The following is a 25,444-nucleotide window of genomic DNA, read 5'->3' as shown; positions in this document are numbered from 1 at the left end:
GTTCGCGCTCGGCGTCGCGTCCGTGCGGCGATTTAAAAAGGGAGGTCCGCGGTCGTCGACCGCGGCGGCTTGGTCAAGCGGGGCGGTTCAGGCCGGCCACGACGGCCGGTCGAACAGCTCCCGGAACACGAGCGTCGGGAACCGCGGGACGAGCCGGCTCGGGGGACGGCCCTTCCCGCCGCTCTGGCGGACCGTCACCCGGTCGAGCAGCCCCGCGTCCGCGAGCTCGTACAGCACCCGGCGCACGGTGGACGCCGAGAGGTCGACGGCGGGCCGCGAGGCGATCGTCTCCGTCGCCGCGCTCACCGAGGCCCGGTCGTCCTCCGGCAGGCTGACCAGCTCGTACAGGAGGCGGCGGCGGCTCTCGGAGAGCGCGAGCACGCGGCCCAGCGCCACTCCGGGCTTCGGCACTCCCTCGATCCCCGCGTCGAGGTCCGCCGACCGAATCGTGGAGGCGCCCTCCCGCTCCGCGCTGATCGCGGCGCCAGCTATCGCAGCGAGCGCGTCGTGGGCGTCTCCCTCGGCCCACTCGCCGACCTCGCGGATCTGGTCGTGGCTTATCGCGTCGCGGCCGAGGCCGGTCGAACACCGGCTCGTCAGCAGCTCGACGAGGACGTGGCGCCGGTACGGTTCGAACGCCACGGACGCGTCGGGCTCCCACTCGATCGCCTCCGGCGGGTCCCGACCGAGGCAGACGGGCGCGATGTGTCCGCTGACGTCGGTGAGCCAGTCGACGACGGTCGTCGCGTCCGGCGTCTCCGGCTCGTTGGCGTGGTCGACCGCGACGACCACGTCCGGACCGGTGCGGACGCTCTCCCGGAGCTCGTCGGCGAGCTCGTCGGTGCCGATCCCGTGTTCGGGGATCGGGTCGTCGCCGATCGCCGAGAGGATGGTGTGGTAGAGCCGGAACCGGGTCGAGCCGCGCCGCGCGTCGACGTAGACGAACCCCGGCAGCGTCGGCTCGACCGCGCGCGTCGAGGTCTGGATCGCTCGCCGCGGCCCGCTGTGCGCCGCAAGCCGGTCGAACAGCGCCGAGACGGCGGCCGACTTCCCGCTCCCCTTCGGGCCGTGCACGTAGGTGCTCGGCGGGAGCGACCCGGAAAACGCCGGGCTGAAGGCGTCGAGCAATCGCTCGAACGCCGGCCCCCGACCGATCGGGGACTCCACGTGCGCGACGGGGGAGACGGCGTCGAGGTCGACCAGAACGCCGGCCCCGGCGTCGTACCCCAACCGGCGCTCGATCCGGTCGTCGATGTTCACGGTCGTCCCTCCCGCGTGTCCGGATAAAACTGGCACGAACTACGCTGCCGCGGCCGCCGCCGTCGGCGACCGGGCGACCGCCGCGGTCCTACCAGTGGTCGGGCTTGTACCGGTTTATCAGCAGCGTCGAGACGGCGAACACGGCGGCCGCGACGGCGCCGACGATGGCGCCGGCGACGACGCGCGCGCCGACCGGGCCCTCCGCGGTCACCGTCACGACGAGCGTGACGATCGCCGCGACGACGAGCATGTTGCGACCGTCCCGTCTCTCGAGCCCCAGCGTACCCACGTTCATACCGTCGCCTCACGTCGAACGACGTTAAATCCATCCCGACCGCCTCGGTCCGGGGTCGGTCGGACCCACTGGCGGGGGAGACGTCGGCGCCGCGGACGGCGACGACGCGGTCGGCGACGGCGGCAATCGCCGCGCCGTCCACAATCTTAACCCGTCCGCCCGCCTCCCGCGGAGTATGTCCGAACCAGAGTTCGACGAGTCGGTCGTCAAGGCCGACAAGCGGAGCAAGGCGGTCGCGCTGATCGTCGCGATCGCCGCGTTCCTCCTCGTCCGCGAGCTCGTCGACGACGTCCAGTTCGCCTCGATCGTCGCGGCGACCGCCGGCATCGGCGTCCGGCTGTACATCCCGTATCACGCGAGCGTCCGGGTTCCGGCGTCCGATCGGACGTCGCTCAGCGAACACCCGACGGTCGGTGCGTACCATCACGGCGCCGCCGGAATCGGACTGGCCGTGCTGTCGGTCGTCGCCGCCGCCGCGTTCGTGTTCACTCAAGGGTTCGTTACCTCGGTTGGTGTCGGGATCATCGCTGGTGTCGTTTCGTACGTGGTTCTTTCCTCGGTGCTTCCGACTGGATAAATACGGAAGACCGGGCTTAGGTGCCCGGAACCCAGATCGAACCGAGGACGCCGAGAATCGCCAGCACGGCGAGGATCGAGGACGTGATGAAGATCGCCGCGGCCGGCGGGTCCACGTGCGTGTCCCCGTGCGCGTAGAAGACGCGCTGGAAGGCCTCGCCGATCACGGCGCCGAGGAGACCGAAGCCGGCCCCGGCGATCAGCCCGACCGTGCCGCTGAAGCCCGCGCCGGTGAACGCGGCCCACGCGGTCGCGCCCGGAAGCGTCATGTGGTGGGTGACCGGGATCCGGTCCACGCCGAGGTTCAGGAACAGCAGCGTCGCCGCGCTGATACCGAACCCGAGGAACACGTTTCCGGTCTGGATCGCGGCGTAGGAGGCCGCCAGCCCGGCGGCCGCGCCGATCGCCGCGACGTGCGACCACTTGTACATGTTCGGCAGCCACGGCTCGACCGCGAGGCGGTCCTCGCTGGACTTGTCGCCGTCGCCGGGCACCTCACCGGGGTCGCGCATCTCCTCGCGCTCGAACGGCCCCATGTCGAAGTAGCCGCTCGCCTTGCTGCTGACGTTGCCGATCACGGAGTAGCCGAAGACCGCCCGGTGGACCAGCGCGCTGGCGACGACGGTGAACGCGATCGGGTCCGTCGGGATCGCCAGGTTCCGGAGCGTCTGTTCGAGCACGATGCCGAAGACACCGAACGCCGCACCGACCGCGAGGATGTCCGGGCGACTCCCCAGCGCGAAGCCGATGTCCTTCGCGTTGTGGTAGTCGAAGCCGGACTCCATCGCGCCGTTCTTCGCCGCGTACGCCGCCGCCGCCGCACCGCCGGCGAAGGAGATGTGCGGCCCGAAGACGGGACCGAACCCGACGCCGACGCCCGACCCCATGGCAGCGTCACCGCCCCACACGCCGGCGATGACGAGGAAGCCGGTGAAGATGAACGCCGGGAGCGCACCGAGCGCCGCGCCGAACGCCCCGCCGGCCGCCGCCCCGAGCCAGATGGTCGGGTCGAGCAGGATGTCGAGCACCGCGCCGATCGAACCGGCGTTCCACTGCGCGAGCACTCCGCCCGACTGCGCGAGCAGGTCGCCTGACGCCACCAGCGCCGAAGCCTCGGCGCTCATCTACTCGTCCTCCTCGTCGTCCTGTGCCCAGTTGCGGGAGCGCTCGACCGCGTCGTCCCACCGGCTGTACAGCTTGTCGACCTCCTCCTGGTCCTTCTCGGGGGTGAACTCGCGGTCCACCTGCCAGTTGTCGCGGAGCTCGTCGACGGAGTCCCAGTAGCCGACCGCGAGGCCCGCGGCGTACGCGGAGCCGAGCGCGGTGGTCTCGTCGACCTCCGGTCGCGCGATCTCCGTCTGGATGATGTCGGACTGGAGCTGACAGAGGAAGTTGTTCTTGACCGCCCCGCCGTCGACGCGGAGGCTGGTCGTCTCGACGCCGGAGTCGGCCTCCATGGCCTCGGCGACGTCGCGGGTCTGGTAGGCGATCGATTCGAGCGTCGCCCGGACGATGTGCTCCTTGCTCGTGCCGCGGGTCATCCCGACGATGGTCCCGCGGGCGCGGCCGTCCCAGTGCGGGGCGCCGAGCCCCGTGAACGCCGGGACCATGTAGACGCCGTCGGTCGAGTCGACCGACCGGGCCAGCTCCGCGGTCTGGGCCGCGTTGTTGATCAGGTCGACGTCCTCGAGCCACTCGATGGCGGCGCCCGTGATGAAGATCGAGCCCTCCAGCGCGTACTGGACGGGTTCGCCGGACATCTGGAAGCCGATGGTCGTTAAGAGCCCGTGGTCGGACTCGACGGCCTCGTTGCCCGTGTTCATCAGGTAGAACGACCCGGTGCCGTAGGTGTTCTTCGCGTCGCCCTCGTCGAAGCAGGTCTGGCCGAACAGCGCGGCCTGCTGGTCACCGAGCGCGCCGGCGACCGGAATCTCCTCGCCGAGGAAGCCGTCGGCGTCCGTGTGGCCGTAGTACTCCTCGTCGGAGGAGGGGCGTACCTCGGGGACCATCTCCTCCGGGACGCCGAACTCGTCGAGTAGCTCGTCGTCCCACTCCATCTCCCGGATGTTGTACAGCATCGTCCGGGAGGCGTTCGTGACGTCCGTGATGTGGTTGCCCGTCAGGTTGTAGATGAGCCACGAGTCGATCGTGCCCATGACGAGCTCGCCCTCGCGGGCGCGGTCGCGGAGGTCGCCGCCGCGGGAGCTCTGCATCTTGAGCGGCTCCGCGTTGTCGAGGATCCACTCGGTCTTGGTCGCGGAGAAGTAGGCGTCACACTCCAGTCCGGTCTTCTCGCGGATCTCCTCGACCTTGCCCGCCTCTTGGATCTCCTCGACGCGGTCCGTCGTCCGCCGGTCCTGCCACACGAGGGCGTTGTGGACCGGCTTCCCGGAGTCCTTGTCCCAGACGATCGTCGTCTCGCGCTGGTTGGTGATCCCGATCGCTTCGAGCTGGTCCGCGTCTAGCCCCGCGTCCGCGAGGCCGTCGAGGACGACCTGCTGGGTGTTCTCCCAGATCTCGATCGGGTCGTGCTCGACCCAACCCGGGTTCGGGTAGATCTGTTCGTGCTGTTCGTAAGCGTTCGCGACGACCTGGCCCTCGTGGTCGAACACCATGAAGCGGGTGCCGGTCGTCCCCTGGTCAATCGCACCGACGTACTGTGTCATGTTTTGGATCCCTCCTGTGGCGCTGGTCCGCCCGCGGCGACGTCGACGATCCCGCCTCGGGCGGTTCCCGAGGGGGACGCGTCCCGGCCGGGCCGGGAGTCGACGCCGTGAGGTGCCCCCGCCCGAGAGACCGCGTCCGGCCCGCGCGCCGGCCGCGCGGTCCCGGTTCGGGGGGGCGTCACCGTCGTCGCCGCGGTATATCTTCACGGAAGCTACCACGCCGTTCGTGAACATAATGTACTACCATAATAATCTAACTGTTAAAATCCGCTTTTGAGCGCGATTCAAAAAGGTAATATATAAACAAATCGCTGCTGCCAACGCTTGCACCACTTGAACGTCCCTGATAGTTATGCGAACCCGTGAGGAGGAGGTAAAGTAAAGTGGACGGCGTCCAAGCGGTTGGCTATGGACCAACAGGTGGACGTCGTGGTCGTCGGTGGCGGGTCGACCGGCTGCGGCGTCGTCAGGGACCTGGCGCGACGGGGGCTCGACGCGGTGCTCGTCGAGAAGGGGAACCTGACGCACGGCACGACGGGACGGATGCACGGGCTCCTCCACAGCGGGGGTCGGTACGCGGTCTCCGACCAGAAGAGCGCGAAGGAGTGTATCGAGGAGAACCGGGTGCTCCGCGACATCGCGTCGCACTGCGTCGAGGAGACCGGCGGGATGTTCGTCAAGCGCCCGGAGGACTCCGAGGAGTACTTCCAGGAGAAGCTGGAGGGGTGTCGGGCGTGCGACATCCCCGTCGAGGTGCTCGACGGCGAAGAGGCCCGCCGCCGCGAGCCCTACCTCGCGCGTGACGTCGAGAAGGCGATCGCGCTCCCCGACGGCGCGGTCGACCCCTTCCGGCTCTGCGTCTCCAACGCGGCCGACGCCCGCGAGCACGGCGCCCGGATCGAGACGCACGCCCCGGTGACGGACGTGCTCGTCGAGGACGGCGAGGTCGTCGGCGTCGAGGTCGAACACGAGACCGGCCCCGGCAAGCGGGTCCACCGCGAGCCCGGGACGACCGAGGAGATTCGTGCGCGCCACGTCGTCAACGCGACCGGCGCGTGGGCCGGGAACGTCGGCGAGATGGCCGGCGTCGACGTCGAGGTGCGCCCCTCGAAAGGAGTGATGACGGTGATGAACACCCGACAGGTCGACACCGTCATCAACCGGTGCCGGCCGAAGGGGGACGCCGACATCGTCGTGCCTCACGAGACGGCCTGCATCCTCGGGACGACCGACGAGGAGGTCGACGACCCCGAGGACTACCCCGAGGAGGACTGGGAGGTCGACCTGATGATCGAGACGCTCTCGGAGCTCGTGCCCGCGCTGAAGGACGCCCGGACGCTGCGGTCGTTCTGGGGCGTCCGCCCCCTCTACGAGCCGCCGGGGACCGGCACCGAGGACCCGACCGACATCACGCGCGACTACTTCCTCCTCGACCACGGCGAGCGCGACGACCTGCCCGGGATGACGACCATCGTCGGCGGGAAGCTCACCACCTACCGCATGATGGCCGAGTCCATCAGCGACCACGTCTGCGACACCCTCGGCCACGAGGCGACCTGCGACACCGCCGAGGTGCCCCTCCCGGGCTCGGAGAGCGACGCCCGCATGGAGGAGCTCATGGACGAGTTCGGCCTCCGCTCCCCGGTCGCCCGCCGCTCCGGCCAGCGGCTCGGGTCGCGCGCCGACGACGTGCTCGGGGAGTACGACCCGAACCCGATCGTCTGCGAGTGCGAGGGCGTCACCCGCGCGGAGGTGCAGGACGCGATCGGCGACGCGGGCAGCGACCTCAACGCGGTCCGGCTCCGCACCCGCGCCTCGATGGGCAACTGCCAGGGCGGCTTCTGTACCCACCGGATCGCCGCGGAGCTGGCGCAGGAGTACCCGGAGCCCGTCGTTCGCGACGCGGAAGACGAGCTGTACCAGGAGCGCTGGAAGGGCCAGCGCCACGCGCTGTGGGGCCGACAGCTCTCGCAGGCGATGCTGAACCTCCTGTTGCACGCGACGACGATGAACCGCGACGGCGACCCGGCGAACCTCGATAGCGAGATCGACTTCGGCGCCTTCGACGCCGGCTCGCCGGGCGGCCCGGCCGAGTCCGACGCCGGTAGCGGCGAGGCCGGAACCGCCGCTACGGACGGGGGTCGCTGATGGCGATCGACAGCGACGTCCTCGTGGTCGGCGGCGGGCTGGCGGCGATCACGGCGGCGATCTCGGCGTCCCGCGAGGGCGCCGACGTGCGGCTCGTCTCCCACAAGGCGAGTACGCTCCGACAGGCGTCGGGGCTGATCGACGCGCTCGGCTACGTGCCCGCGACCGAGCCCGCGCAGCCGCTCCGCGAGGGACCGCCGACCGCGGGCCGCGAGCTCGACCGCGACGATTGGCCCGACCCGGAGGGCCCGCTCGCCGATCCCTTCGAGGGGATCGACCGGCTCCCCGAGACGCACCCCTACCGGATCGTCGGCGCCGACGCGCTCCGGGAGGGGCTGGACCTGTTCGACGAGCTCGCGGGCGACGCGTACCGCGGCGGCCACACCGACCGCAACGCCCTGGTGCCAACGTTCGGCGGGAGCGTGAAGCCGACCGCGCGGTACCCGGCCGCCGCGGAGGCGGGGATCGCCAGCGACGACCGGCCCGCGCTCATCGTGGGCTTCCGATCGCTGACCGAGTACGACGCGCGGGCGTTCGCGGGCCGGCTGGAGGCGGCCGGTGTCCCCTTCGACGTCGCCGGCGCAGAGGTCGAGTTCGCCGAGGCGTTCCGGGCCGACACGAAGGTCACCCGCCTCGCGAAGGCGCTCGACCACGACGAGGAGATCGACGGGGTCCCCGCGCGCGAGGCGCTGGCGAAGGCGGTCGCCCCGCACCTCCACGACGTCGTCGACGCGGACGGCGGCGTGGACCGCGTCGAGCGCGTCGGCTTCCCGGCGTTCCTCGGCGACGACCGGGGCGACGAGGTCCGCGCCGAACTGGCCGACCGGCTCGGCGCCGACGCCTTCGAGATCCCGATGGGGCCGCCGAGCCTCCCCGGGCTCCGCTTAGAGGACCGGCTCTACGACGCGCTCGACGCCGAGGGCGTCCGATTCGAGACCGGCAACCCCGTCGTCGGGATCGAGACCGAGGCGGACGGGCGGGTCGAGACGGTCGCGGTCGACCGGAAGGGCCGGGAGACGCCGTACGGCGCCGACGCGTTCGTGCTCGCGACCGGCGGGCTCGTCGGGAAGGGGCTCGACTCGGACCGCGAGGGCGTCCGCGAACCCGTCTTCGACTTACACGTCGAGCAGCCCGACGACCGCTACGAGTGGTTCGTCGACGACGCGTTCGGCGACCAACCGTACGCGCGGTTCGGCGTGCGCCCCGACGAGCGCGGGCGACCCCTCGACGGGGACGGAGAGGCACAGTACGCGAACGTCTTCGCGGCCGGCGGGGTCGTCGGCGGCGCGGACGTGGCGCGAGAGAAGTCCGCGAGCGGGGTGTCGCTCGCGACCGGCCTCGTGGCCGGGCGGCAGGCGGCGACGGAGGCGACCCAATGACACGAGACACAGACGACGACACGGACGGAGCGGGGGAAGAGCGCGACGACGGGAGCGAGCCGGGGGGCAGCCCGGGCGTCCCGGCGGCCGGTCGCGACGAGCGCCCCTCGGTCTTCGTCCCTCACGACGACGAGCCGGAGCGGGCGGTCGCCACCGACGGCGGCGCCGAGCGCGACGCGGCCACTGATGGTGGACGCGCAACGAACGACGCGGCCACTGATGGTGGACGCGCAACGAACGACGCGGCCACCGACGGCGGCGTCGAGAGCGCGACCGGCGGGGCCGAGTCGGCGGAGCTCGACCCGGACGCGTACGACCCGGTCGACGTGTTCCCCGGCGGCGACCTCGACCTCCGCGAGGGGGCCGACTCCTGTTATAAATGCACGAGCTGTGACACCTCCTGTCCGGTCGCCGAGGTCGACGAGGAGTTCCCGGGGCCGAAGTTCCAGGGCCCGGAGCAGTGGCGGCTCAAGCGGAAGGAGGACCACGACATCGACGAGTCGATCACCTCCTGTTCGAACTGCATGCGCTGTGACGACGCCTGCCCCTCCTCGGTGCCGCTCTCGCAGATGCACAACGAGGCGCGCGGCCAGTTCGTCGAAGAGCAGATGGAGAAGCTGTCGGTGGAGTACGTCCGGAACCGGATCTTGGCGAACTACCGCACCTCCGCGCGGCTGGCGAGCGTCTTCCCGCGGACCTCCTCGTTCGTGATGAACTTCGGGCCGGTCCGCTGGGCGATGGAGAAGACGCTCGGTATCCCGAAAGAGCGCGACTTCCCCGAGTTCGCCACGGAGACGTTCCGCGAGTGGTGGAAGGCGCGCGGCGGGGCACAGGTACAGAACCCGGACAAGCGCGTGGCGTACTTCCACGGCTGTTACTCCAACTACAACACGCCGGAGGTCGGCAAGGCGATGGTCCGGGTGTACGAGCACTTCGGCTACGAGGTGATGGTGCCCCCGCAGAAGTGCTCCGGCACCCCGATGTTCGCGAACGGCATGCTGAAAGACGCGCGCCGGCACGCGGAGACGAACGTCGAGAGCCTGATCGAGGCGATCGGCGAGGGCGCCGACGTGATCGCCTCCTGTACCTCCTGCTCGATGTCGCTCCGGCAGGAGTACCCCGAGCTGTTCGACATCCACGGGATCGAGGACGTCTCCGAGCACACTTACGAGGCGCTGGAGTACCTCCGGATCAACGAGGACCTGGAGGGCGAACTGGCGGGGACGAAGCTCGCCGACGAGCGCTCGTTCGCCTACCACGCCCCGTGTCACGCCCGCAACCAGGGGCTCTCCCGGCAGGCCGTCGAGACGTTCCGCGACGTCGACGGCGTGACGATGGAGGACGTCGGCGACTCCTGTTCCGGCATCTCGGGCACCTACGGCTGGAAGGAGGAGAAGTACGAGAAGTCGATGAAGATCGGCGAGGAGATGTTCGAGCACATGGAGGACGCCGAGGGCGACGTGGGGATGACGGAGTGTCCCACCTGCGCGATGCAGATGGAACACGGCACCGGCTACGAGATCAAACACCCCCTCCAGCTGCTCGAAGAGACCGTCAGCGCCTGATCGGTCGCCTCTGTCTCCCACTTCTCCGACCGCCCGTCGACCCGGTCGACGCGTCCGGTTCTCAGACGAGATAACCTCAGACGAACGTTTATTCTCCGGAACTCCGGACAACTGCTCGTGACGCTCGAACAGCTCCTCGATCGCTTCGACGACGTCGAGCGGTCCATCGTCGTGGTCAACCGCACCGACCCGGACCCCGTTCTCAACATGCTCGCCGACACGTTCGGAGAGGGCCCGGTGGAGGTGACCGACGGGAGCCTCGCGGGCGACGCGGGCACCGGGTCCGAGCAACGTGACGCCCGGCCCGACGGGGCCGGCGTCACCGGCGGGTCGGGGCTCTCCGCCGAGCGGCTGACCATGCGAACCGCCGACGCGGGCGAGGGCCCGGTGATCGACGTCGACGCGCTCCGGCGGAACGACGCGGTCCCCTTCGACGGCGACGACCCGTCGGCGGTCGAGAACCTCGCGCTGCTCGTGGAGGGCGACGAGGTCGTCGCCGGCTCGACGCTCGGCGAGCTCGGCGACGCCGTGCTGTTCGTGAACTCCGACCTGTACATCACCGGGACGCGCTCGCTGGAGGACGTCGACCTCCCGGCGGTGGTCAGTCGGCTCAGCGAGACGACCTTCACCCTCCGCGGCTACCCCGAGTCGAACCGGCAGAAGCTCCTCCTCATCACCATCTCTCGGTTCATCGAACGCGCCGCGTGGGTGGCCGGCGACGGGACGCTGCGGTCCTCGTTCCAGCGGCTCTCGCGGCTCGACGACGAGGTCGGGACTCGGGAGGTGTACGAGAGCGTGGCCGACGCCGGCGTCGACACGCACCTGTACGGCGTGCCGGACGACCTGCCCCGCGGCCTCGACGCGGTGATCCACGGGGGCGACGATCGGGACTTCACCCGCAGTTGGTTCGTCGTGTACCGGCCGCCGGAGGGGCCTCGCTCGGTCGCTGACGAGGTGGGAACTGACCTCAGGCGCGGTATCGAGGGGGGCGTCGGCCTCCTCGCCGTGGAGGCGGAGCCGCGGGTGTGGCGCGGCACGTGGACGTTCGACGAGACGCGTGTCCGCGAGCTGAACCGGTACATCGAGCGCAATCTGTAGCGACGCGTTGACACGCTCCCCCCCGCTGAAGCGCGAGGCGTTCTCCTCGATCCTCCGTAACCGAAATCCGTCGCGGTCGGCCGTCGGCGGAATCGTATTTATCGCTCTCGGGCCGAATCCAACCCGTGAGTTCATATTCTCCGAGCGGTGACGGGGGACCATGTTTACGGAGCGGTCCGACCTCGTCGGCGACGACGACCCGATCCGCGGGTACGGCGTCGCGGTGACGCCGGGACTGGACGGACCGCTCGTCTTCGTCGCCGGCTACGGCGAGCCGAACCGCCTGTACGCCCGCGACGGGGACCGCTTCGTCGACACGGCCTGCGGCATCGTCGCCGACGGGACCCGTCACGGGATGGGCGTGTGCGCGGCCGACCTCGACGCCGACGGCTGCGAGGAGGTGTACGTCCACAACTGCACCAAGGGCGTGGACGGGGGCGGCGACCCCGACCTCCTCTTGAGCCGACTCGAATCCGACGCGTACCGCTGGACCGACGTGTTCGCGCTCGACGTGAACGCCGACCGCCTCGACGTGCGCGCCGGCCGGTCCGTCGCCGCGCTCGACCGGTTGGGGACCGGCCGGTACGGGGTCGCCGTCTCCGGGTACGCCGCGCCCCTCGCGTTCTACGAGCTCGGCGACGACGGCGAGATCACCGACATGGCCGACGCCGTCGGGCTGGAGGTCGACGGCGGCTGTCGGTCCCTGCTCGCGGTCCCGCACTGCTCCGGCGAGGGCGACCTGTTCGCGGGCGTCGAGCGCGGCCCGAACCGGCTGTTCCGGAACGAGCGCGGCCACTACGACCCGACCGGCGGCGGCGCGCTGGCCGACCCCGCCGGCGACACCCGCGGCGCCGCCCTCGTCGACGAGGGCGGGACGTTCGCGTTCGCGGTCGGCAACGAGAACGGCCCGAACCGCCTCCTCCGCCACGACTCGGCCGGCGGGTTCGAGGACGTCGCGCCGCCGGCCCTCGGGGAGCCCGACCGCGTCCGGACCGTCGTCGCGGCCGACTTCGACAACGACGGCCGCGAGGAGCTGTTTTACAACGTCTCGGGCGAACCGAACCGGCTCTACAAGCGGATCGGCGGGGACGGGTCCGACGCCGGCGACGACGGCTCCCGCTGGCGGCCCGTCGACCCGGGGGGCGCCGCCGAGCCGGACGGCTTCGGGACGGGCGCGGTGGCGGCCGACATCGACGAGGACGGCGCCTTGGAGCTCGTCGTCGTCCACGGCGAGGTCGCCGCGCAGCCGATCGCGACCTACGACGTCCCGGGCGCCGCTGACGCCGGCTGGCTCCGCGTCCGGCCGACGACGCGACACGGCGCGCCCGCCCGCGGCGCCGTCGTCAGGCTGGAGACGGAGACCGGGATCCAGCGCCGCACCGTCGACGCCGGCGGCGGCTGCCTCTGTCAGACGGAGCCGGTCGCGCACTTCGGGCTCGGCGGCGCGACGCCGCGCCGGGTCGTCGTCCGGTGGCCGGACGGCCGCGAGCGGATCCTCCCCGACCCCACGCCGGACGCGGAGGTCGCGGTCGAACACCCGTCGCAGCAACGGTCGGCACCGACCGGCGGTCGCCGGCTCCGCGGCGACGGGTCGGTCGGGCGGTAGCGCGGCCGACGCGCCGACGTTTCCTCGGTCGAAGCCGATCGCCCGGCCAGAACTGCCGCCCTTCGCGGGTTCAAGTGTCCGGGGACGCACGGACGGGTATGGTAGATCCGACTTCCGACCTCGAGGAGGACGTCGACGAGGAGTCCGCGCCGCGCTGCGCGACCTGTGGGGGGCCGGCGCTGGGCGTCGGTCGTCGAACCGTCACGTGGGTCGACGGGGACGACGTCGAGCACCGGCACTTCTGCTCGCAGGCCTGTCGAGACGACTGGGAGGACGAGCGACCCCGGGCGAACGCCTGACCCGAGAGGCGGCGGCTCGCGGCGCTCGCCGGGTCGGCGACACGCGCCCCCTCGCGGGAGGCTTTTTCAGTACGGGGGTGGTATCTCTGGGTATGATATCGCTCGACGAGGCCGTGACGGCCCGACTTGAGTCGCACGGCGAACGGTTCGAGGTGCTGATCGACCCGGACGCGGCGCTCGCGATGAAGCGCGGGGAGTTCGAGGGCGACCTGGAGGACGTGATCGCCGCCGAGGACGTGTTCGAGAACGCCTCGCGGGGCGACCGCCCGGCCGAGGAGGACTTAGAGACCGTCTTCGGCACGACGGACGCGCTGGAGATCATCCCCGAGGTCGTCGAGCGCGGGGAGATCCAGATCACGGCGGAGCAGCGCGAGGAGATGCTGGAACGGAAGCACAACCAGCTCGTCACCACCATCACGCGCAACGCTGTGAACCCGCAGATGGACGACTCGCCGCACCCGCCCGAGCGCATCGAGCGCGCGTTAGAGGAGGCCGGGTTCCAGGTCGACCCGATGGAGCCGGTCGAGAACCAGGTCGACGACGCGCTCGAGGCGCTCCGGCCCGTCATCCCGATCCGCTTCGAGGAGGTGACGATGGCGGTCCAGCTCCCCGCGGACTACGCGGGCTCCGGGCAGGCCCAGATCCGCGAGTTCGGCGATCTGGAGCGCGAGGAGTGGCAAAACGACGGCTCGTGGGTCGGCGTGCTCACGTTCCCCGCCGGATTACAGAACGACCTCTACGAGCTCGTCAACGAGGTCACCTCCGGCGAGGGCGACGCCCGCGTGATCAAGGACAAAGACGAGCTGCGAACTCGATAACGGAGACGAGCGGCGGACGCGATAGGGCGTCGACGCGCCCGGCCCCCCGCCGTCTCGCCGACAGACGTGCCGCGGCCGAGAGCTTCATACTCCGCCGCGAGTCTCTTTCTCTGCATGCACGAGCGCGCGGCGGAGTTCGCGGCACGGGCGCGGGACCGATACGGCGTCGACCTCGAGGTGCTGGAGTTCGACGCCGGGACGGAGACGGCGGCGGCGGCGGCCGACGCCGTCGGCTGCGACACCGCGGCGATCGCCTCCACGATCGTGGTGTCGCTCTCGGGGAACGCCGACGCTGACGGGGACCGCCTCGTCGCCGCGATCACCAGCGGCGCCAACCGGCTCGACCTGGACGCGGTCGCGGCCCACTTCGGGGCGGCCGAGGCGGCGATGGCGGACCCGACGCGGATCCGCGAGGCCGTCGGCTGGAGCATCGGCGGCGTGCCGCCGCTGTGTCACGACGCCGCGCTCCCGACGGTCTTCGACCCGACGCTGGCCGGCTACGACACCGTCTACGGCGCGGCGGGAACGCCGAGCGCGGTGTTCGCCATCGAGCCGGAGCGGCTCGCGGCGCTCGCGGACGCGACGACCGTCGACCTCACGGAGTGAGCGTGGTCGCCCGCGATCGCGCGATTCCGGGATGCGGTGCGCCCGACCGTAGGGTGGCCGACTCGACCGGCGTTGACACTCGGACTCGCCGTTGTTAATCGAACCCGCTCTCCGCGGAGTGGGTTATTAAAATAGAGTTATGAAGTAATAACATTTTTCTATTAATGCCCGCTAGGGATCGGTATGAGCCACTCACGTCGGTCGGTGCTGAAGCGCGGGGCGGGGCTGTTGGCCGCCGGCACGACGGCCTCGCTCGCCGGTTGCTCGGGCGCCGCGGACGGGGGCGACGCGGGGTTCGACGGCGGGTACGCCGCGTTCTTCACGCTCAGCGACTGGGCGAATCGGGTCGCCGGCGACCGCGCGAGCTTCGAGAACCCGGTCGAGATCGGTCGGCTCGGCCACGGCTGGACGCCGGACGGGAACCTCGCCGCGGACGTCGCCTCGACGGACGCGTTCGTCTACCTCGATAGCCCCGAGTTCGCGTGGGCACAGGACCTCGCCGAGACGCTCGAGGCCGACTACGACTCCGTCGCGGTCATCGACGCGCTCGACGGCGTCGAGGACGACCTCCTCGACTGGGACCACTCGCACGAGGGCGAGGCGGGTGACGACGGCCACGAGGACGACACCCACGGCGAGGAGAGCAACGACGGCCGCCGGTACGACCCCCACGTCTGGGTCGACCCGGTCTTCGCGGCGGCGATGGTCGACACCATCGCGACCGGACTCGGCGAGGCGGACCCCGACAACGCCGAGGCCTACGCCGACAACGCGGCCGCCTACGCCGAGGAGCTCGACGGCGTCGACGCCGCCTTCGAGTCGATCGCCGAGCGCGCCGACCGCGACGTGGCCGTCATCGCGGGCCACAACTCCTTCCAGTACCTGGAGGCGCGCTACGGGTTCCGCCTCCACTCGCCGGTCGGCGTCTCGCCGCAGAACGAGCCGAGCCAGAGCGAGATCGCCGACACCATCGAGCTGGTGAACGACGAGGGAATTGACACGGTGCTGTACGACCGCTTCGCGTCGACGACGCTCGCCGAGACGATCGTCGAGAACAGCGACGCGACGGAGATGGCGGCCGTCAGCCCGGCGGGCGGTACGACGCGGGAGTGGAACGACGCCGGCTACGGCTACCTCGAACAGATGACCGAGGTCAACGTCCCCGCGTTCGAGCGCGGATTCGGCGTCCGGTGAACCGGCGCCGCCGGGCCGCGGCGCCGGCCGACCGCCCCGCCGCCGACGGACTAAAAGAGCTAAACGTTCGGGCGACCCAGAGACGGGACACGCAGTGACCGAAATCGTCGACCTCGACGACGTGACGTTCGCCTACGGCGACACCGTCGCCGTGAGAGACGTCTCTCTGACGGTCGAGGCGGGCGATTTCCTCGGGCTCGTCGGTCCGAACGGCTCCGGCAAGACGACGCTGCTCCACCTCATGCTCGGGCTTCACGAGCCCGACGAGGGGACCGTCGAGCTGTTCGGTCGACCGATCGACGAGTTCGACGACGGCGGCCGGATCGGCTACGTCTCCCAGCAGGCGACGAGCCGCGGCGGGGCGATGCCCGTCACGGTCCGCGAGTGCGTCACCATGGGCCGGTTCGCACACGCCGGCCGGGGGCGGCTCTCCGAGGCCGACCGCGCCGCCGTCGCCGACGCCATCGAGACGGTCGGGATCGGCAACCTCGCCGACCGGCTCGTCACGGAGCTGTCGGGGGGACAGAAGCAGCGGGCGTACATCGCGCGCGCCCTCGCGAGCGACGCGGACCTCCTCGCGCTCGACGAGCCGACCGTGGGCGTCGACGCCGAGTCGCGCGACGCGTTCTACGCGCTGCTCGACGAGCTGAACGACGACGGGATCACCATCATCCTCATCGAGCACGACATCGGCGTCGTCACCGACCGCGCGAACCGCATCGCCTGTATCAACACCGAGCTGTACCACCACGGCGACACCGAGTCGTTCGTCGAGAGCGACGCGCTCTCGGAGGCGTACGGCGCGACCGGACAGGTCGTCCACCACCACCACTGATGAGCGGGACCGCGACGCCGGACGGCGAGAGGGAGGACCCCGCCGAGGAGCCGGCGCCCGGCCGGCCCGACCGTGGACTCCGCCGGCGAGCCGAGCTCGCGGGGATCGGGCTCACGGCCGTCGTCGCGGCCGGGATGCTCGGATTCCTCCTCCTCTACTGGGTGCAGGACCTTCCGGTCGCGAGCGACCTGTACGCCGCGTTCCGCTCGCTCGGGCGGGGGATGGACGCCGCGTTCGGCACGAACGTGTTCCGGCACCCGATCATGTGGCAGTCGATGGCGGTGGGCGTTCTGGTCGGCGTCGTCGCCCCGCTCGTCGGCTCGTTCCTTGTCCACCGGGAGATGGCGCTGATCGGCGAGACGCTCGCGCACACGGCGTTCGCGGGCGTCGCGATCGGCATCCTCGTCAACGCCTCGACGGGGTGGGGCAGCTCGCTCCTGCTCGTCGCGCTCGTCGTCGCGATCGCGGGGGCGCTGGTCGTCCAGTGGCTCACCGAGCGCACCGACGCCTACGGCGACGTGCCAATCGCGATCATGCTCAGCGGGAGCTTCGCGGTCGGCACCCTGATCGTCAGCTACGGCCGCGGGCTGACCGCGATCAACATCGAGGGGTACCTGTTCGGCAACCTCGCGGTCGTCACGGCCGAGGGCGCGCGGCTGATGGGCGCGCTCTCCCTGCTCGTCGTCGGCGGCGTGGCGCTGACGTACAAGCAGCTCCTCTTCATCACCTTCGACGAGCAGGCGGCGCGGGTCGCCCAGCTGAACGTCACCGGCTACAACACGCTGCTCGTGGTGATGACCGCCGTCGTCGTCGTCGGCGCGATGCAGGTGCTCGGCGTCATCCTCGTCGCCGCCATGCTCGTCGTCCCCGTCGCGGCCGCCTCGCAGGTGGCCCGGAGCTTCCGCGAGGCGACGTACCTCGGCGTGATCTTCGGCCAGCTGTCGGTGCTCGGCGGCTTCGCCGTCTCGATCGGCCTCGGCCTCCCCTCCGGCGGCTCGATCGTCGTCACGGCGATCGCCATCTACCTCGCGAGCATCGCGGTCTCGGGCTTCTCGGTGAAGGCCATCTCGGCGCACGGGTAGCCGCCGGGCGAGGGGCCAGATCCTGCGTCGCGGCGCGCGTGCGCTCGCCGCGCGCGCTTTCCACAGACCCTTATATCCAGACCGCCAGTTGCGCGTATGGGAGAGACGGAAACCTACACGATCACCGGTCCCGACGGTGACGAGGAGTCGTTCGAACTGCCCGCCGGTCTCGTCGACGTGCTCAGCGACCAGGGCGAGCAGGGCACCCGCGTCGTCAGCGACGTCGTGGTGCAGGCGATGGCCCAGCAGGCGCACGTCATCGTCCACCACAGCGAGGGCGACGTGCCCGAGGACATCGCGGAAATGAACGAGACGGCCGCGGAGCTGTTCGAGGAGCGGTTCGGGCAGTCGCTGGAGGACGCGCTCGGCCACTCGCACTGAGACGCGCTCGCGTTGTCACCGCTTTTCGCACCAGTTTCCCGCCGCCGGCCGGCCGCTTAAGCCGCCGCGGGACGTACCTCCGTCTATGAGTTCCGACTCGGACGCGCCGGTGCTGATCTTCGACGGCGACTGCCCCTACTGCTCGGTCGCCGCGCTCGCGCTCCGCCGGCTGGAGGGCGTCGTCGCGGTGCCGTGGGAGGCCGACCCCGTCGGCCCCTTCCTCGACGCGCAGTTCGGCTCGCGCCCGTTCGCGATGGTGCTCGTCGACCCGCGCGAGCGCCGGGTGTACGCCGGCCGGTCGGCGGCCCAGGAGCTGGCCGACCGCGCGGGCACCCCGGGGATCGTCGGCGGGCTCGTCCGCGACAACTACGACCGGATCGCCGACGTTGTCGGGACGCTGTCCGGCCGCGGCCGCGACCCGGCCGACGTCCACGAGGAGTACCGGCTGACCGACGCCGCGCGCGACCTCGTCGACGACCTCCGCCCGGCCGCGAGCGACCCGCCGGAGGCGCTGCCGTGAGCGGGGCCGGGTCGCCCGATCCCGACGAGGGCGGTACCTACACTCTCCTCGTCGAGGTCGCGGCCCCAGCCGGGATCGAGGTCGGCGCGCTCGGCGAGCGCCGCTTCGACGCCGGCGCCTACGCGTACACCGGGAGCGCGCTCGGCGCCGGCGGGTTCTCGCGCGTCGACCGTCACCGCCGGATCGCCCGCGGCGACCACGACGTCCGCCACTGGCACGTCGACCACCTGCTCGGCCACCCGGCGGCCCGGATCGACCGCGTCGTCCGGAGCGTCGGCGCCGACGTCGAGTGCGCCGTCGCCGACCGCCTCCCCGCGGGCCCGGTCGACGGGTTCGGCGCGTCCGACTGCGACTGCCCGAGCCACCTGGCCGGCGCCGAAGGAGACTCCCTCGACGCGTTCGCCGCGCGAATCAGAGAGGCGCACGTGGCGGCGGTCGGGGTGCTCGGCGGGAGCGACGCGCCCGACGGGGACGTTACCGGCGAGGGCGACGCCGCGGAGAGCGGCGCGCGCGTCGACGTCGTCGCCGGGGAGTAACGGCCGTCGCAGCGATCGTTCGTTTATACACTGCCGGCCGTCTATTTATATATCGTAGCGCTCGACGATGTCCGTGAGCTGCTCGCGCCGCCCCTCGATCGCCTCGTCGCGCAGGGCCTCCTCCTCCGGCGTCGGACAGATCAGCTCCGGCACGCTCGCGGGGGACCCCTCGTCGTCGAGCGCGACGAACGTGAAGTAGGAGGTGGTCGTGCGGCGCTGCTCGTCGGTCCGCGGGTTCTCCGCGCGCACGTCGACCTTCACGTCGAGGCTCGTCCGGCCGACGTTGAACACGTACCCCTCGATCACGGCGACCTCGCCCATCTCGATGGGCGCGATGAAGTCGACGTGGTCCATCGAGGCGGTGACCACCTGTCGGTTCGAGAAGCGCATCCCGGCGATCGCGCCGCAGATGTCCATCCAGTGGAGGACGGCGCCCCCGAGCGCTCGCCCGAGGTTGTTCGTGTCGTTCGGCAACAGCATCTCTGTCATCTCCGTGTACGACTCCGCGACGGTCGCCGTCTCGTCCATACCGGCGGTGCGCGGGCGCGCGACTTGAATCTCCGGCTCTCCGCCCGGCGGTACGCGGGTCCCGCGCCGTCCGAGTCGCCTCGCCGTCAGGACTCGTCCGGAGGCCCGTCGTCGAAGCGGACGGAGTCCGGGGATCGCCCCGCCTCGTCGACCACCTCGTCGGAGACGACGACGGGGCAGTCGACCCGGACGGCCAGCGCGAGCGCGTCGGAGGGGCGCGCGTCGAAGACGAACCGCTCGGGCTCGCCGTCCTCGTACCGCTCCGCGTCGACCTTCGCGTAGAAGGTGCCGTCGCGGAGGTCGTCGACTCGAACGCGGTCGATCGCGCCCCCGAACTCGGTGAGGATGTCGACCAGCAGGTCGTGCGTCAGCGGCCGGTCGAACGGCTCGCCCTCCAACGCCAATCCGATCGACTGCGCCTGGTCGGCGCTGACGAAGATCGGGACGTACTCGCCCCGCGCGGAGAGAATGACGGCCGGGACGTCGCCGCCCGGCGCGGAGCCCGCTCCGACCCCGACGACCTCGGCTTCGTGTTCCATACCGGATCGTGGCGGCGGCGGCATGAATAGCTGTCCCACGGGCGACGGCGAGCCCCGATCCGGGCGCGCCGTGCCGGTCCGGTCACGCCCCGCTCGTCCGGTACCAGTACGCCCACGCGAGGGTGAACACGAGCGCCGCGCCGAGGAAGAAGACGACGCCGGGCTCGAGCAGCGAGACGGCGTACTCGGCGATGGGGTCGACGACGTACTCGACCGTCCCGTCGATCGCCGCGTCGCCCCCGTCGGCGGCGCCCCCGGTCGATCCGCCGTCGGCCGCGGCGTCCTCGGTGGCGACGCCCGCGTCCCCGCCCCCGGTCGTGGTCGTCACGCGCGCCGTCGGGTCCGCCACCGAGAGGACGCGCTGGGCGACGGCGGCCGCGAGCCCGATGAGCGCGTACCCGCCGAGCAGCCGCATCAACGCGCTTTTGATCCCGGCCGACTCCTCGGCGCCGCCGGCGAACAGCACGAGCGGCTCGTCGGCGGCCGCGTACACGTCCATCTCGCGGCCCTTCTCGGAGTAGGTCGTGTCGACGACGTCGACGAGGTCGGCGCCGTCGAGCTTCGAGAGGTGGTACTGCACGTTCTGGAGAGAGGTGTCGACCTCGGCGGCGAGCTCCGACTTGGTCGCCGGCTCGTCGTGGAGACACGTGAGGATCTCGCGGGCGGTCTCGGAGCCGAGGGCGGCGATGAGGTCGTCCGCGTCCTCGTCGTCGACGCCCACGACCCGCGGCTCCCGGTCCTCGGGAGTCGCGTCGGGCAGGGAGGGCAACAGCCGCGACATGATCGGCCCTCCGCGCTGTGAGGATACAAATTTGTTGGATCGATAACGACCCCGCCGGCCCGGTATCGACTCACAAACCCTAAACGCGGCGAGGAGGTACGTCCCGGTAATGACAGAGACGCCAGGGGGCTCCGACGGTGCGTCCGCGCCCCCGACGGCGAGCGACTCCGGGGCGTCCGGCCCCGTGCCGCCCTCCGAGATAGGCGACGAGGCCGAGGGTGACCCCGTGACGGCCGACGGGGTCGAGGACGGTTCCGTGACGGTCGTCGGTACCGCCCACGTCTCCGAACACTCGGTCGACCGGGTCGAGGAGGCGATCGAGCGCGAGCGCCCCGACGTCGTCGCGGTCGAGCTCGACGAGGGCCGGTACCGCCAGCTGCAGGGCGAGACCCCGGACGACCTCGACGCGGGCGACCTCCTGCGCGGGAACACGGTGTTCCAGTTCCTCGCGTACTGGATGCTCTCGTACGTCCAGACGCAGCTCGGCGACCGCTTCGACATCGAGCCGGGCGCGGACATGCGCGCGGCCATCGACGTCGCCGAGGGGCTCGGCATCGACGTCGCCCTCGTCGACCGAGACATCCAGACGACGATCCAGCGCTTCTGGGCCCGGATGACGATTACGGAGAAGCTCCGGATGGTCGGCGGGCTCGCGTTCGGCGTCACCGACTCGCGGATCGTCGGGGTCCTCGCGGGGCTGTTCGCCGGGATCCTCGCGGGGCCGGCGATCGGCCTGTTCGGCGGCGCGCTCGGGATAACCGACGCGCTGCTGACGAGCGTGACGGGCGGTGTGCTCGCCGCCGTCGCCGTCGGGATCGCCGTCGATCAGGTCGGGAAGGCGGCGCTCTCGCCGGACGGCCGGCTCTACGCGGCGGCCGGGCTCGGCGCGGGCGCCGGGATCGCCGCGGCGGCCTCCGGCGTCGCGAACGGGCTCGTCTCGACGTACCTCGGCGGCCTCGCCGTGACGGCGATCGGCAGCCTCGGCCTCGGGATCGCACTCGGGCTGACGCTCGGCGTGGTCGTGGCGACGCTGCTCGGACTGACCGGCCGCGACGATGAGCCGGACCACGGCGGTATCGAGGAGCTCGACGTCGAGGAGCTCACCGACACCGACGTGGTGACGATGATGATGGAGGAGTTCCGCCAGTTCTCGCCGGGCGGCGCCGAGGCGCTCATCGACGAGCGCGACGCGTTCATCGCCCACCGCCTCGTCGCGCTCCGCGACGCGGGTAAGGACGTCGTCGCCGTCGTCGGCGCGGGCCACCAGGCGGGGATCGAGGGGTACCTCGCGAACCCCGAGACGCTCCCGCCGATGGAGGGGCTCGTCGGCCGCGAGCGCGGCGGGAGCAGGCTGCCGTGGAAGAAGGCGATCGGGTACGCGATCACCGTCGGCTTCGTCGGCTTCTTCGTCCTCTTGGCGCTGGCGGGCGTCGAGAACGCCTTCCTCTTCCGGCTGTTCGGCGCGTGGTTCCTCATCAACGGGATATTCGCCTTCGGCTTCGCGAAGGTGGCCGGCGCGCGGTGGATCTCGGCCGGCGTCGGCGGCGCGGTCGCGTGGATGACCTCGATCAACCCGATGCTCGCGCCCGGCTGGTTCACCGGGTACGTCGAGCTCCGGCACCTCACCGTGAACGTCGGCGACATCGGGACGCTCAACGACCTCCTCTCGGACGAGACGCTGTCGCCCTCGGATCTGGTCTCGTCGATGCTCGACGTGCCGCTGTTCAAGCTCATCGTCGTCGTCGCGATGACGAACGTCGGCAGCATCGTCGCGAGCTTCCTGTTCGCCGTCTACGTGATCCCCGCGATGTTCGGCGCCGAGGTCGGCGGCGTCGACGAGGTGGGCCGCCTGCTGGTCGACGGCGCGTACGCCGGCGCGGAGCTCGTTCGGAATACCCTCCTGGGCGGGGGTGGCGCGTGAACCGAGCCGCGACCGGGGGGCGAGCGTGAGCTCGACCTTCCAAGGGCGCCGGATCGCCGGGCTCTACTTCAGCGGCACGGAGCTGCGGGACCTGCTCGTCGCGTGGCTCGCGCTCGGCGTCGCGTTCACGTTCTTCTTCGTCAACGGCACCGCCGGCTTCGACCGGCTGCTCGCGGCGGGGGTGGTCCCGCCGCTGCTCGTCGGCCTGCTCACCGCGGGCGTCGCGTTCCTCCTCCACGAGATCGCCCACAAGGTCGTCGCGGTCCACTACGACCAGGTGGCGGAGTTCCGGGCCGACAACAGCATGCTGTTCCTCGCCGTGATGAGCTCGCTCCTCGGCTTCATCTTCGCCGCGCCCGGGGCGGTCCACCACCGCGGCCGGCTGACCCCGAAGGAGCACGGCCACATCGCGCTCGCCGGCCCGGTCGTCAACCTGCTCCTCACGCTCGTCTTCCTGCCGGCGCTCCTCATCGGCCCCGTCGTCGGGAGTCCCGTGATCACCCTGATCGGCTCCCGCGGGATCGCGATCAACGTCTTCCTCGCGGCGTTCAACCTGATCCCGTACGGCCCGCTCGACGGGAAGACCGTGCTCGACTGGAGCAAGGCGGCGTGGGCCGGCTTCTTCGCCGTCTCCGTCCTGCTCACGGTCGGGCTCGTCTTCGTGGGCGGGCTCGGCTTCGGCGGGCCGTTCTGAACGGCCCCCGCCGCCCTCCGTCGACGGCGGCCTGCCGCCTCTGTCGCCGCTGGACTCGTCCCCCGTCGCCGCCGCCGCCCTCCCGGCGGGAACGGTGCGCTTTTGCTCCGCCGGCGTCCCTCGACACACATGACCGAGGACGGCGGCGCGGCGGGCGGAAGCGACGGGGAAGCGACGGGCGACGACGAGCTCACCTACGCCGACGCGGGCGTCGACATCGACGCGAGCGAGGCGGCGACCGCGGCGCTGATCGGCGCCGTCGGCGAGGCCGAGGGCGACTACGCCGGTCTCCTCGACATCGGCGACCGGTACCTCGCGCTCGCGACCGACGGCGTCGGGACCAAGCTGCTCGTCGCCGAGGCGCTCGGCGACTACTCGACGGTCGGCATCGACTGCATCGCGATGAACGTCAACGACCTCGTCGCCGCCGGCGTCCGTCCCGTCGCCTTCGTCGACTACCTCGCGGTCGACGAGCCGGACGAGCGGTTCGCCGAGCAGGTCGGCGACGGCCTCGCCCGCGGCGCCGAGCTCGCCGACATGGAGCTCGTCGGCGGCGAGACGGCGGTGATGCCCGACGTGATCAACGGGCTCGATCTGGCGGGCACCTGCGCCGGGCTCGCCGCGAAGGACGCCGTCTTCGACGGCGCGGCGGAGCCGGGCGACGCCCTCGTCGGCTGGCGCTCCTCAGGGATCCACTCCAACGGGCTCACGCTCGCCCGCGAGGCCGCGACCCGCGAGCACGCGTACACCGACCTGTGCCCGTTCGAGGGGTACGAGACGGTCGGCGAGGCGCTGCTGGAGCCGACCCGGATCTACACGGACCTGCTCGACCCCATGCGCGATCACGGCGTGCACGGCGCGGCCCACGTCACCGGCGGCGGGTGGACGAACCTGACGCGGCTCGGCGACCACCGGTACGTCGTCGAGGACGCCTTCGACCCCCAGCCCGTCTTCGAGTTCGTGCAGACCGAGGGGAACGTCCCGGACGAGGAGATGCACCGGACGTTCAACATGGGCACCGGCTTCGTCGCGGCCCTCGACCCCGACGCCGCCGAGTCGCTGGCGGCCGCCACTGACGGCCGTGTGATCGGGCGCGTCGAGGAGAGCGACGCGACCGACGCGACGGGCGACGGCGACGACGGGGCGGCCGGGACCGTCTCGATCCGCGGGCTGGAGCTGTAGGCGCGCGGCCGCTGAGAACGAGATATTTTTGCCGGTAGTCCGGAGCAGCGGCCCGATTTACTCGCGAACGCCGTCTTATACCCGCGAGGGGCGTAGATTCTGCCGATGGCAGACCGATCCGAGCCCACGGAGTCGGACGTCGCCGCCGACGGCGACGCGAGCGCCGGTCCCGAGGGAGACGCCGACGACTCGGATCACCTCGCTGACGTGGAGGACGGGGCGGGCTGTACGGAGATCTGGGAGCATCTCTCGGAACGGCGGGAGGCGGAGCGGGAGAAACCGAAGCGGAACGAGACGAACCGGGAGGAGACGGAGACGAACGAGACGACGCGCAGCGAGTAGCTAGCTACGAGAGGTGCGCGGCGATGTCCGCCTCGGTGATGATCCCGACCGTCTCGCCGCCGTCGGTGACCATCACGGCCTTGTAGTGGTCCAGCAGGTTCCGGACCTCGTCGACGGTCGCGCTCGGCGCGACCGTGGGGAACGACTCGCTCATCACCTCGCTGACGGGGTGGTCCCCGACGTTCTCGCCCGCGTGGACCACGTCGCCCTGACTGATCGAGCCGACGGGCACCCCGTTCTGGAGGACCGGGAGCTGCGAGTACGCCTCCTCCTCCATCAGGTCGACCGCCTCGCGCACCGCGTCGTCGGGCGCGACGCTGATCACCGTCTCGTTCATCAGGTCGCTCGCGCGCACGACCTCGCCCTCCGCCTCGTGGAGCGCGTTGACGATCCGCCGGAGCGTCGAGAGCCGCGGGTCGACGTCGCCGCCCTCGATCCGGGCGATCAGGGGCTGGGAGACGTCCGCCGCGTCGGCCAGCTCGCTCTGCGTCAGCTCCAGCGTCGTCCGTCGCTCGCGGAGGTCCTGTGGCGTCGGAAGTTCCATACCCCAAATAACTCCGGGTTATTAGAAAAGGTTTCGGCGACGACCGATA

The 25,444-nt window shown here is 71.2% G+C and carries 27 protein-coding genes; 19 read left to right on the top strand and 8 right to left on the bottom strand.

Annotated elements, in window-relative coordinates:
* Positions 1 to 87: 87 nt before the first annotated feature.
* Both B4V06_RS16660 and B4V06_RS16655 read right to left on the bottom strand, forming a co-directional pair.
* On the bottom strand, positions 88 to 1,260 hold the full coding sequence (locus tag B4V06_RS16660) for a Cdc6/Cdc18 family protein (protein ID WP_123114419.1): 1,173 nt from the start codon (positions 1,258 to 1,260) through the stop codon (positions 88 to 90).
* A gap of 88 nt (positions 1,261 to 1,348) precedes the next feature.
* Positions 1,349 to 1,555, bottom strand: a complete 207-nt coding sequence (locus B4V06_RS16655) for a hypothetical protein (protein ID WP_498170676.1) — start codon at positions 1,553 to 1,555, stop codon at positions 1,349 to 1,351.
* Between the two features lie 175 nt (positions 1,556 to 1,730).
* Here B4V06_RS16655 and B4V06_RS16650 point away from each other — a divergent pair, with 175 nt between their 5' ends.
* Positions 1,731 to 2,132, top strand: a complete 402-nt coding sequence (locus B4V06_RS16650; protein WP_498170675.1) for a hypothetical protein — start codon at positions 1,731 to 1,733, stop codon at positions 2,130 to 2,132.
* A gap of 16 nt (positions 2,133 to 2,148) precedes the next feature.
* Here the strand turns inward: B4V06_RS16650 and B4V06_RS16645 are convergent, their stop codons facing one another.
* Entirely contained in the window at positions 2,149 to 3,255 is a 1,107-nt protein-coding gene (locus B4V06_RS16645; protein ID WP_123114422.1) for a DUF7973 family transport facilitator, read from the bottom strand.
* Entirely contained in the window at positions 3,256 to 4,797 is a 1,542-nt protein-coding gene (gene glpK / locus B4V06_RS16640) for a glycerol kinase GlpK (protein ID WP_123114423.1), read from the bottom strand.
* A 408-nt stretch (positions 4,798 to 5,205) separates the two neighbouring features.
* On the opposite strand from glpK, the gene glpA reads away from it, so the two are divergent.
* The 14 genes from glpA (at position 5,206) to B4V06_RS16570 (ending at position 18,864) form a co-directional block, all read left to right on the top strand.
* Positions 5,206 to 6,945, top strand: a complete 1,740-nt coding sequence (glpA, locus tag B4V06_RS16635; protein WP_498170674.1) for an anaerobic glycerol-3-phosphate dehydrogenase subunit GlpA — start codon at positions 5,206 to 5,208, stop codon at positions 6,943 to 6,945.
* Positions 6,945 to 8,324: a glycerol-3-phosphate dehydrogenase subunit GlpB gene (gene glpB, locus B4V06_RS16630; RefSeq protein ID WP_123114425.1), complete on the top strand. Its 1,380-nt coding sequence runs from the start codon at positions 6,945 to 6,947 to the stop codon at positions 8,322 to 8,324. The genes glpA and glpB overlap by 1 nt, the downstream gene beginning before the upstream one ends.
* Positions 8,321 to 9,889 carry an anaerobic glycerol-3-phosphate dehydrogenase subunit C gene (locus tag B4V06_RS16625; RefSeq protein ID WP_498170673.1) on the top strand — a complete coding sequence of 523 codons (1,569 nt, stop codon included), beginning with the start codon at positions 8,321 to 8,323 and terminating at the stop codon, positions 9,887 to 9,889. The genes glpB and B4V06_RS16625 overlap by 4 nt, the downstream gene beginning before the upstream one ends.
* 117 nt (positions 9,890 to 10,006) lie before the next feature.
* Positions 10,007 to 10,987 (top strand): hypothetical protein, encoded by a 981-nt coding sequence (locus B4V06_RS16620; RefSeq protein ID WP_498170672.1) that lies wholly within the window; start codon positions 10,007 to 10,009, stop codon positions 10,985 to 10,987.
* A 160-nt stretch (positions 10,988 to 11,147) separates the two neighbouring features.
* Positions 11,148 to 12,593, top strand: a complete 1,446-nt coding sequence (locus B4V06_RS16615) for a CRTAC1 family protein (protein WP_498170671.1) — start codon at positions 11,148 to 11,150, stop codon at positions 12,591 to 12,593.
* 98 nt (positions 12,594 to 12,691) lie between these two features.
* Entirely contained in the window at positions 12,692 to 12,892 is a 201-nt protein-coding gene (locus tag B4V06_RS16610) for a DUF7576 family protein (protein ID WP_123114429.1), read from the top strand.
* Positions 12,893 to 12,984: 92 nt separating this feature from the next.
* Positions 12,985 to 13,710 (top strand): ribosome assembly factor SBDS, encoded by a 726-nt coding sequence (locus tag B4V06_RS16605; RefSeq protein ID WP_498170670.1) that lies wholly within the window; start codon positions 12,985 to 12,987, stop codon positions 13,708 to 13,710.
* 114 nt (positions 13,711 to 13,824) lie between these two features.
* Positions 13,825 to 14,316: a YbaK/EbsC family protein gene (locus B4V06_RS16600; protein ID WP_123114431.1), complete on the top strand. Its 492-nt coding sequence runs from the start codon at positions 13,825 to 13,827 to the stop codon at positions 14,314 to 14,316.
* Between the two features lie 183 nt (positions 14,317 to 14,499).
* On the top strand, positions 14,500 to 15,510 hold the full coding sequence (locus tag B4V06_RS16595; RefSeq protein ID WP_498170668.1) for a metal ABC transporter substrate-binding protein: 1,011 nt from the start codon (positions 14,500 to 14,502) through the stop codon (positions 15,508 to 15,510).
* 94 nt (positions 15,511 to 15,604) lie between these two features.
* Entirely contained in the window at positions 15,605 to 16,345 is a 741-nt protein-coding gene (locus B4V06_RS16590; RefSeq protein ID WP_123114433.1) for a metal ABC transporter ATP-binding protein, read from the top strand.
* Positions 16,345 to 17,427, top strand: coding sequence for a metal ABC transporter permease (locus B4V06_RS16585; RefSeq protein WP_498170667.1), 1,083 nt, complete (start codon positions 16,345 to 16,347; stop codon positions 17,425 to 17,427). Before B4V06_RS16590 ends, B4V06_RS16585 begins: the two co-directional genes overlap by 1 nt.
* Positions 17,428 to 17,523: 96 nt before the next feature.
* Entirely contained in the window at positions 17,524 to 17,808 is a 285-nt protein-coding gene (locus tag B4V06_RS16580) for a DUF7545 family protein (RefSeq protein WP_123114434.1), read from the top strand.
* Positions 17,809 to 17,893: 85 nt separating this feature from the next.
* Complete coding sequence (locus B4V06_RS16575; RefSeq protein ID WP_123114435.1) at positions 17,894 to 18,328, top strand: thioredoxin domain-containing protein; 435 nt, start codon at positions 17,894 to 17,896, stop codon at positions 18,326 to 18,328.
* Positions 18,325 to 18,864 (top strand): GIY-YIG nuclease family protein, encoded by a 540-nt coding sequence (locus B4V06_RS16570; RefSeq protein ID WP_123114436.1) that lies wholly within the window; start codon positions 18,325 to 18,327, stop codon positions 18,862 to 18,864. Before B4V06_RS16575 ends, B4V06_RS16570 begins: the two co-directional genes overlap by 4 nt.
* A 45-nt stretch (positions 18,865 to 18,909) precedes the next feature.
* Here the strand turns inward: B4V06_RS16570 and B4V06_RS16565 are convergent, their stop codons facing one another.
* The 3 genes from B4V06_RS16565 to B4V06_RS16555 all read right to left on the bottom strand — a co-directional run bounded on the left by B4V06_RS16565 (position 18,910) and on the right by B4V06_RS16555 (position 20,712).
* A complete protein-coding gene (locus B4V06_RS16565; RefSeq protein ID WP_123114437.1) occupies positions 18,910 to 19,392 on the bottom strand; it encodes an acyl-CoA thioesterase in 483 nt (160 codons plus the stop codon).
* Positions 19,393 to 19,478: 86 nt separating this feature from the next.
* The gene (locus B4V06_RS16560; RefSeq protein ID WP_123114438.1) at positions 19,479 to 19,931 is read right to left on the bottom strand and encodes a bifunctional nuclease family protein; all 453 of its coding nucleotides are present in this window, start codon (positions 19,929 to 19,931) and stop codon (positions 19,479 to 19,481) included.
* Between the two features lie 82 nt (positions 19,932 to 20,013).
* Positions 20,014 to 20,712 carry an ArsR/SmtB family transcription factor gene (locus B4V06_RS16555; RefSeq protein WP_498170665.1) on the bottom strand — a complete coding sequence of 233 codons (699 nt, stop codon included), beginning with the start codon at positions 20,710 to 20,712 and terminating at the stop codon, positions 20,014 to 20,016.
* 109 nt (positions 20,713 to 20,821) lie between these two features.
* Between B4V06_RS16555 and B4V06_RS16550 the strand changes: the two genes are divergently transcribed.
* The 4 genes from B4V06_RS16550 to B4V06_RS16535 all read left to right on the top strand — a co-directional run bounded on the left by B4V06_RS16550 (position 20,822) and on the right by B4V06_RS16535 (position 24,851).
* The gene (locus tag B4V06_RS16550; protein WP_498170663.1) at positions 20,822 to 22,633 is read left to right on the top strand and encodes a TraB/GumN family protein; all 1,812 of its coding nucleotides are present in this window, start codon (positions 20,822 to 20,824) and stop codon (positions 22,631 to 22,633) included.
* A 25-nt stretch (positions 22,634 to 22,658) separates the two neighbouring features.
* Positions 22,659 to 23,327, top strand: a complete 669-nt coding sequence (locus tag B4V06_RS16545) for a metalloprotease (RefSeq protein ID WP_498170661.1) — start codon at positions 22,659 to 22,661, stop codon at positions 23,325 to 23,327.
* 129 nt (positions 23,328 to 23,456) lie between these two features.
* Positions 23,457 to 24,509 (top strand): phosphoribosylformylglycinamidine cyclo-ligase, encoded by a 1,053-nt coding sequence (gene purM, locus B4V06_RS16540; protein WP_123114441.1) that lies wholly within the window; start codon positions 23,457 to 23,459, stop codon positions 24,507 to 24,509.
* Between the two features lie 105 nt (positions 24,510 to 24,614).
* The gene (locus B4V06_RS16535; RefSeq protein ID WP_498170658.1) at positions 24,615 to 24,851 is read left to right on the top strand and encodes a DUF8595 family protein; all 237 of its coding nucleotides are present in this window, start codon (positions 24,615 to 24,617) and stop codon (positions 24,849 to 24,851) included.
* Between the two features lie 4 nt (positions 24,852 to 24,855).
* Here B4V06_RS16535 and B4V06_RS16530 read toward each other — a convergent pair whose 3' ends face one another.
* Entirely contained in the window at positions 24,856 to 25,395 is a 540-nt protein-coding gene (locus tag B4V06_RS16530) for a CBS domain-containing protein (RefSeq protein ID WP_123114443.1), read from the bottom strand.
* Between the last annotated feature and the right edge of the window lie 49 nt (positions 25,396 to 25,444).

This window comes from Halorubrum sp. B53 (assembly GCF_059752395.1).
Note: the sequence above shows the minus strand (reverse complement) of the source record. Positions and strands in the feature narration are given on the sequence as shown.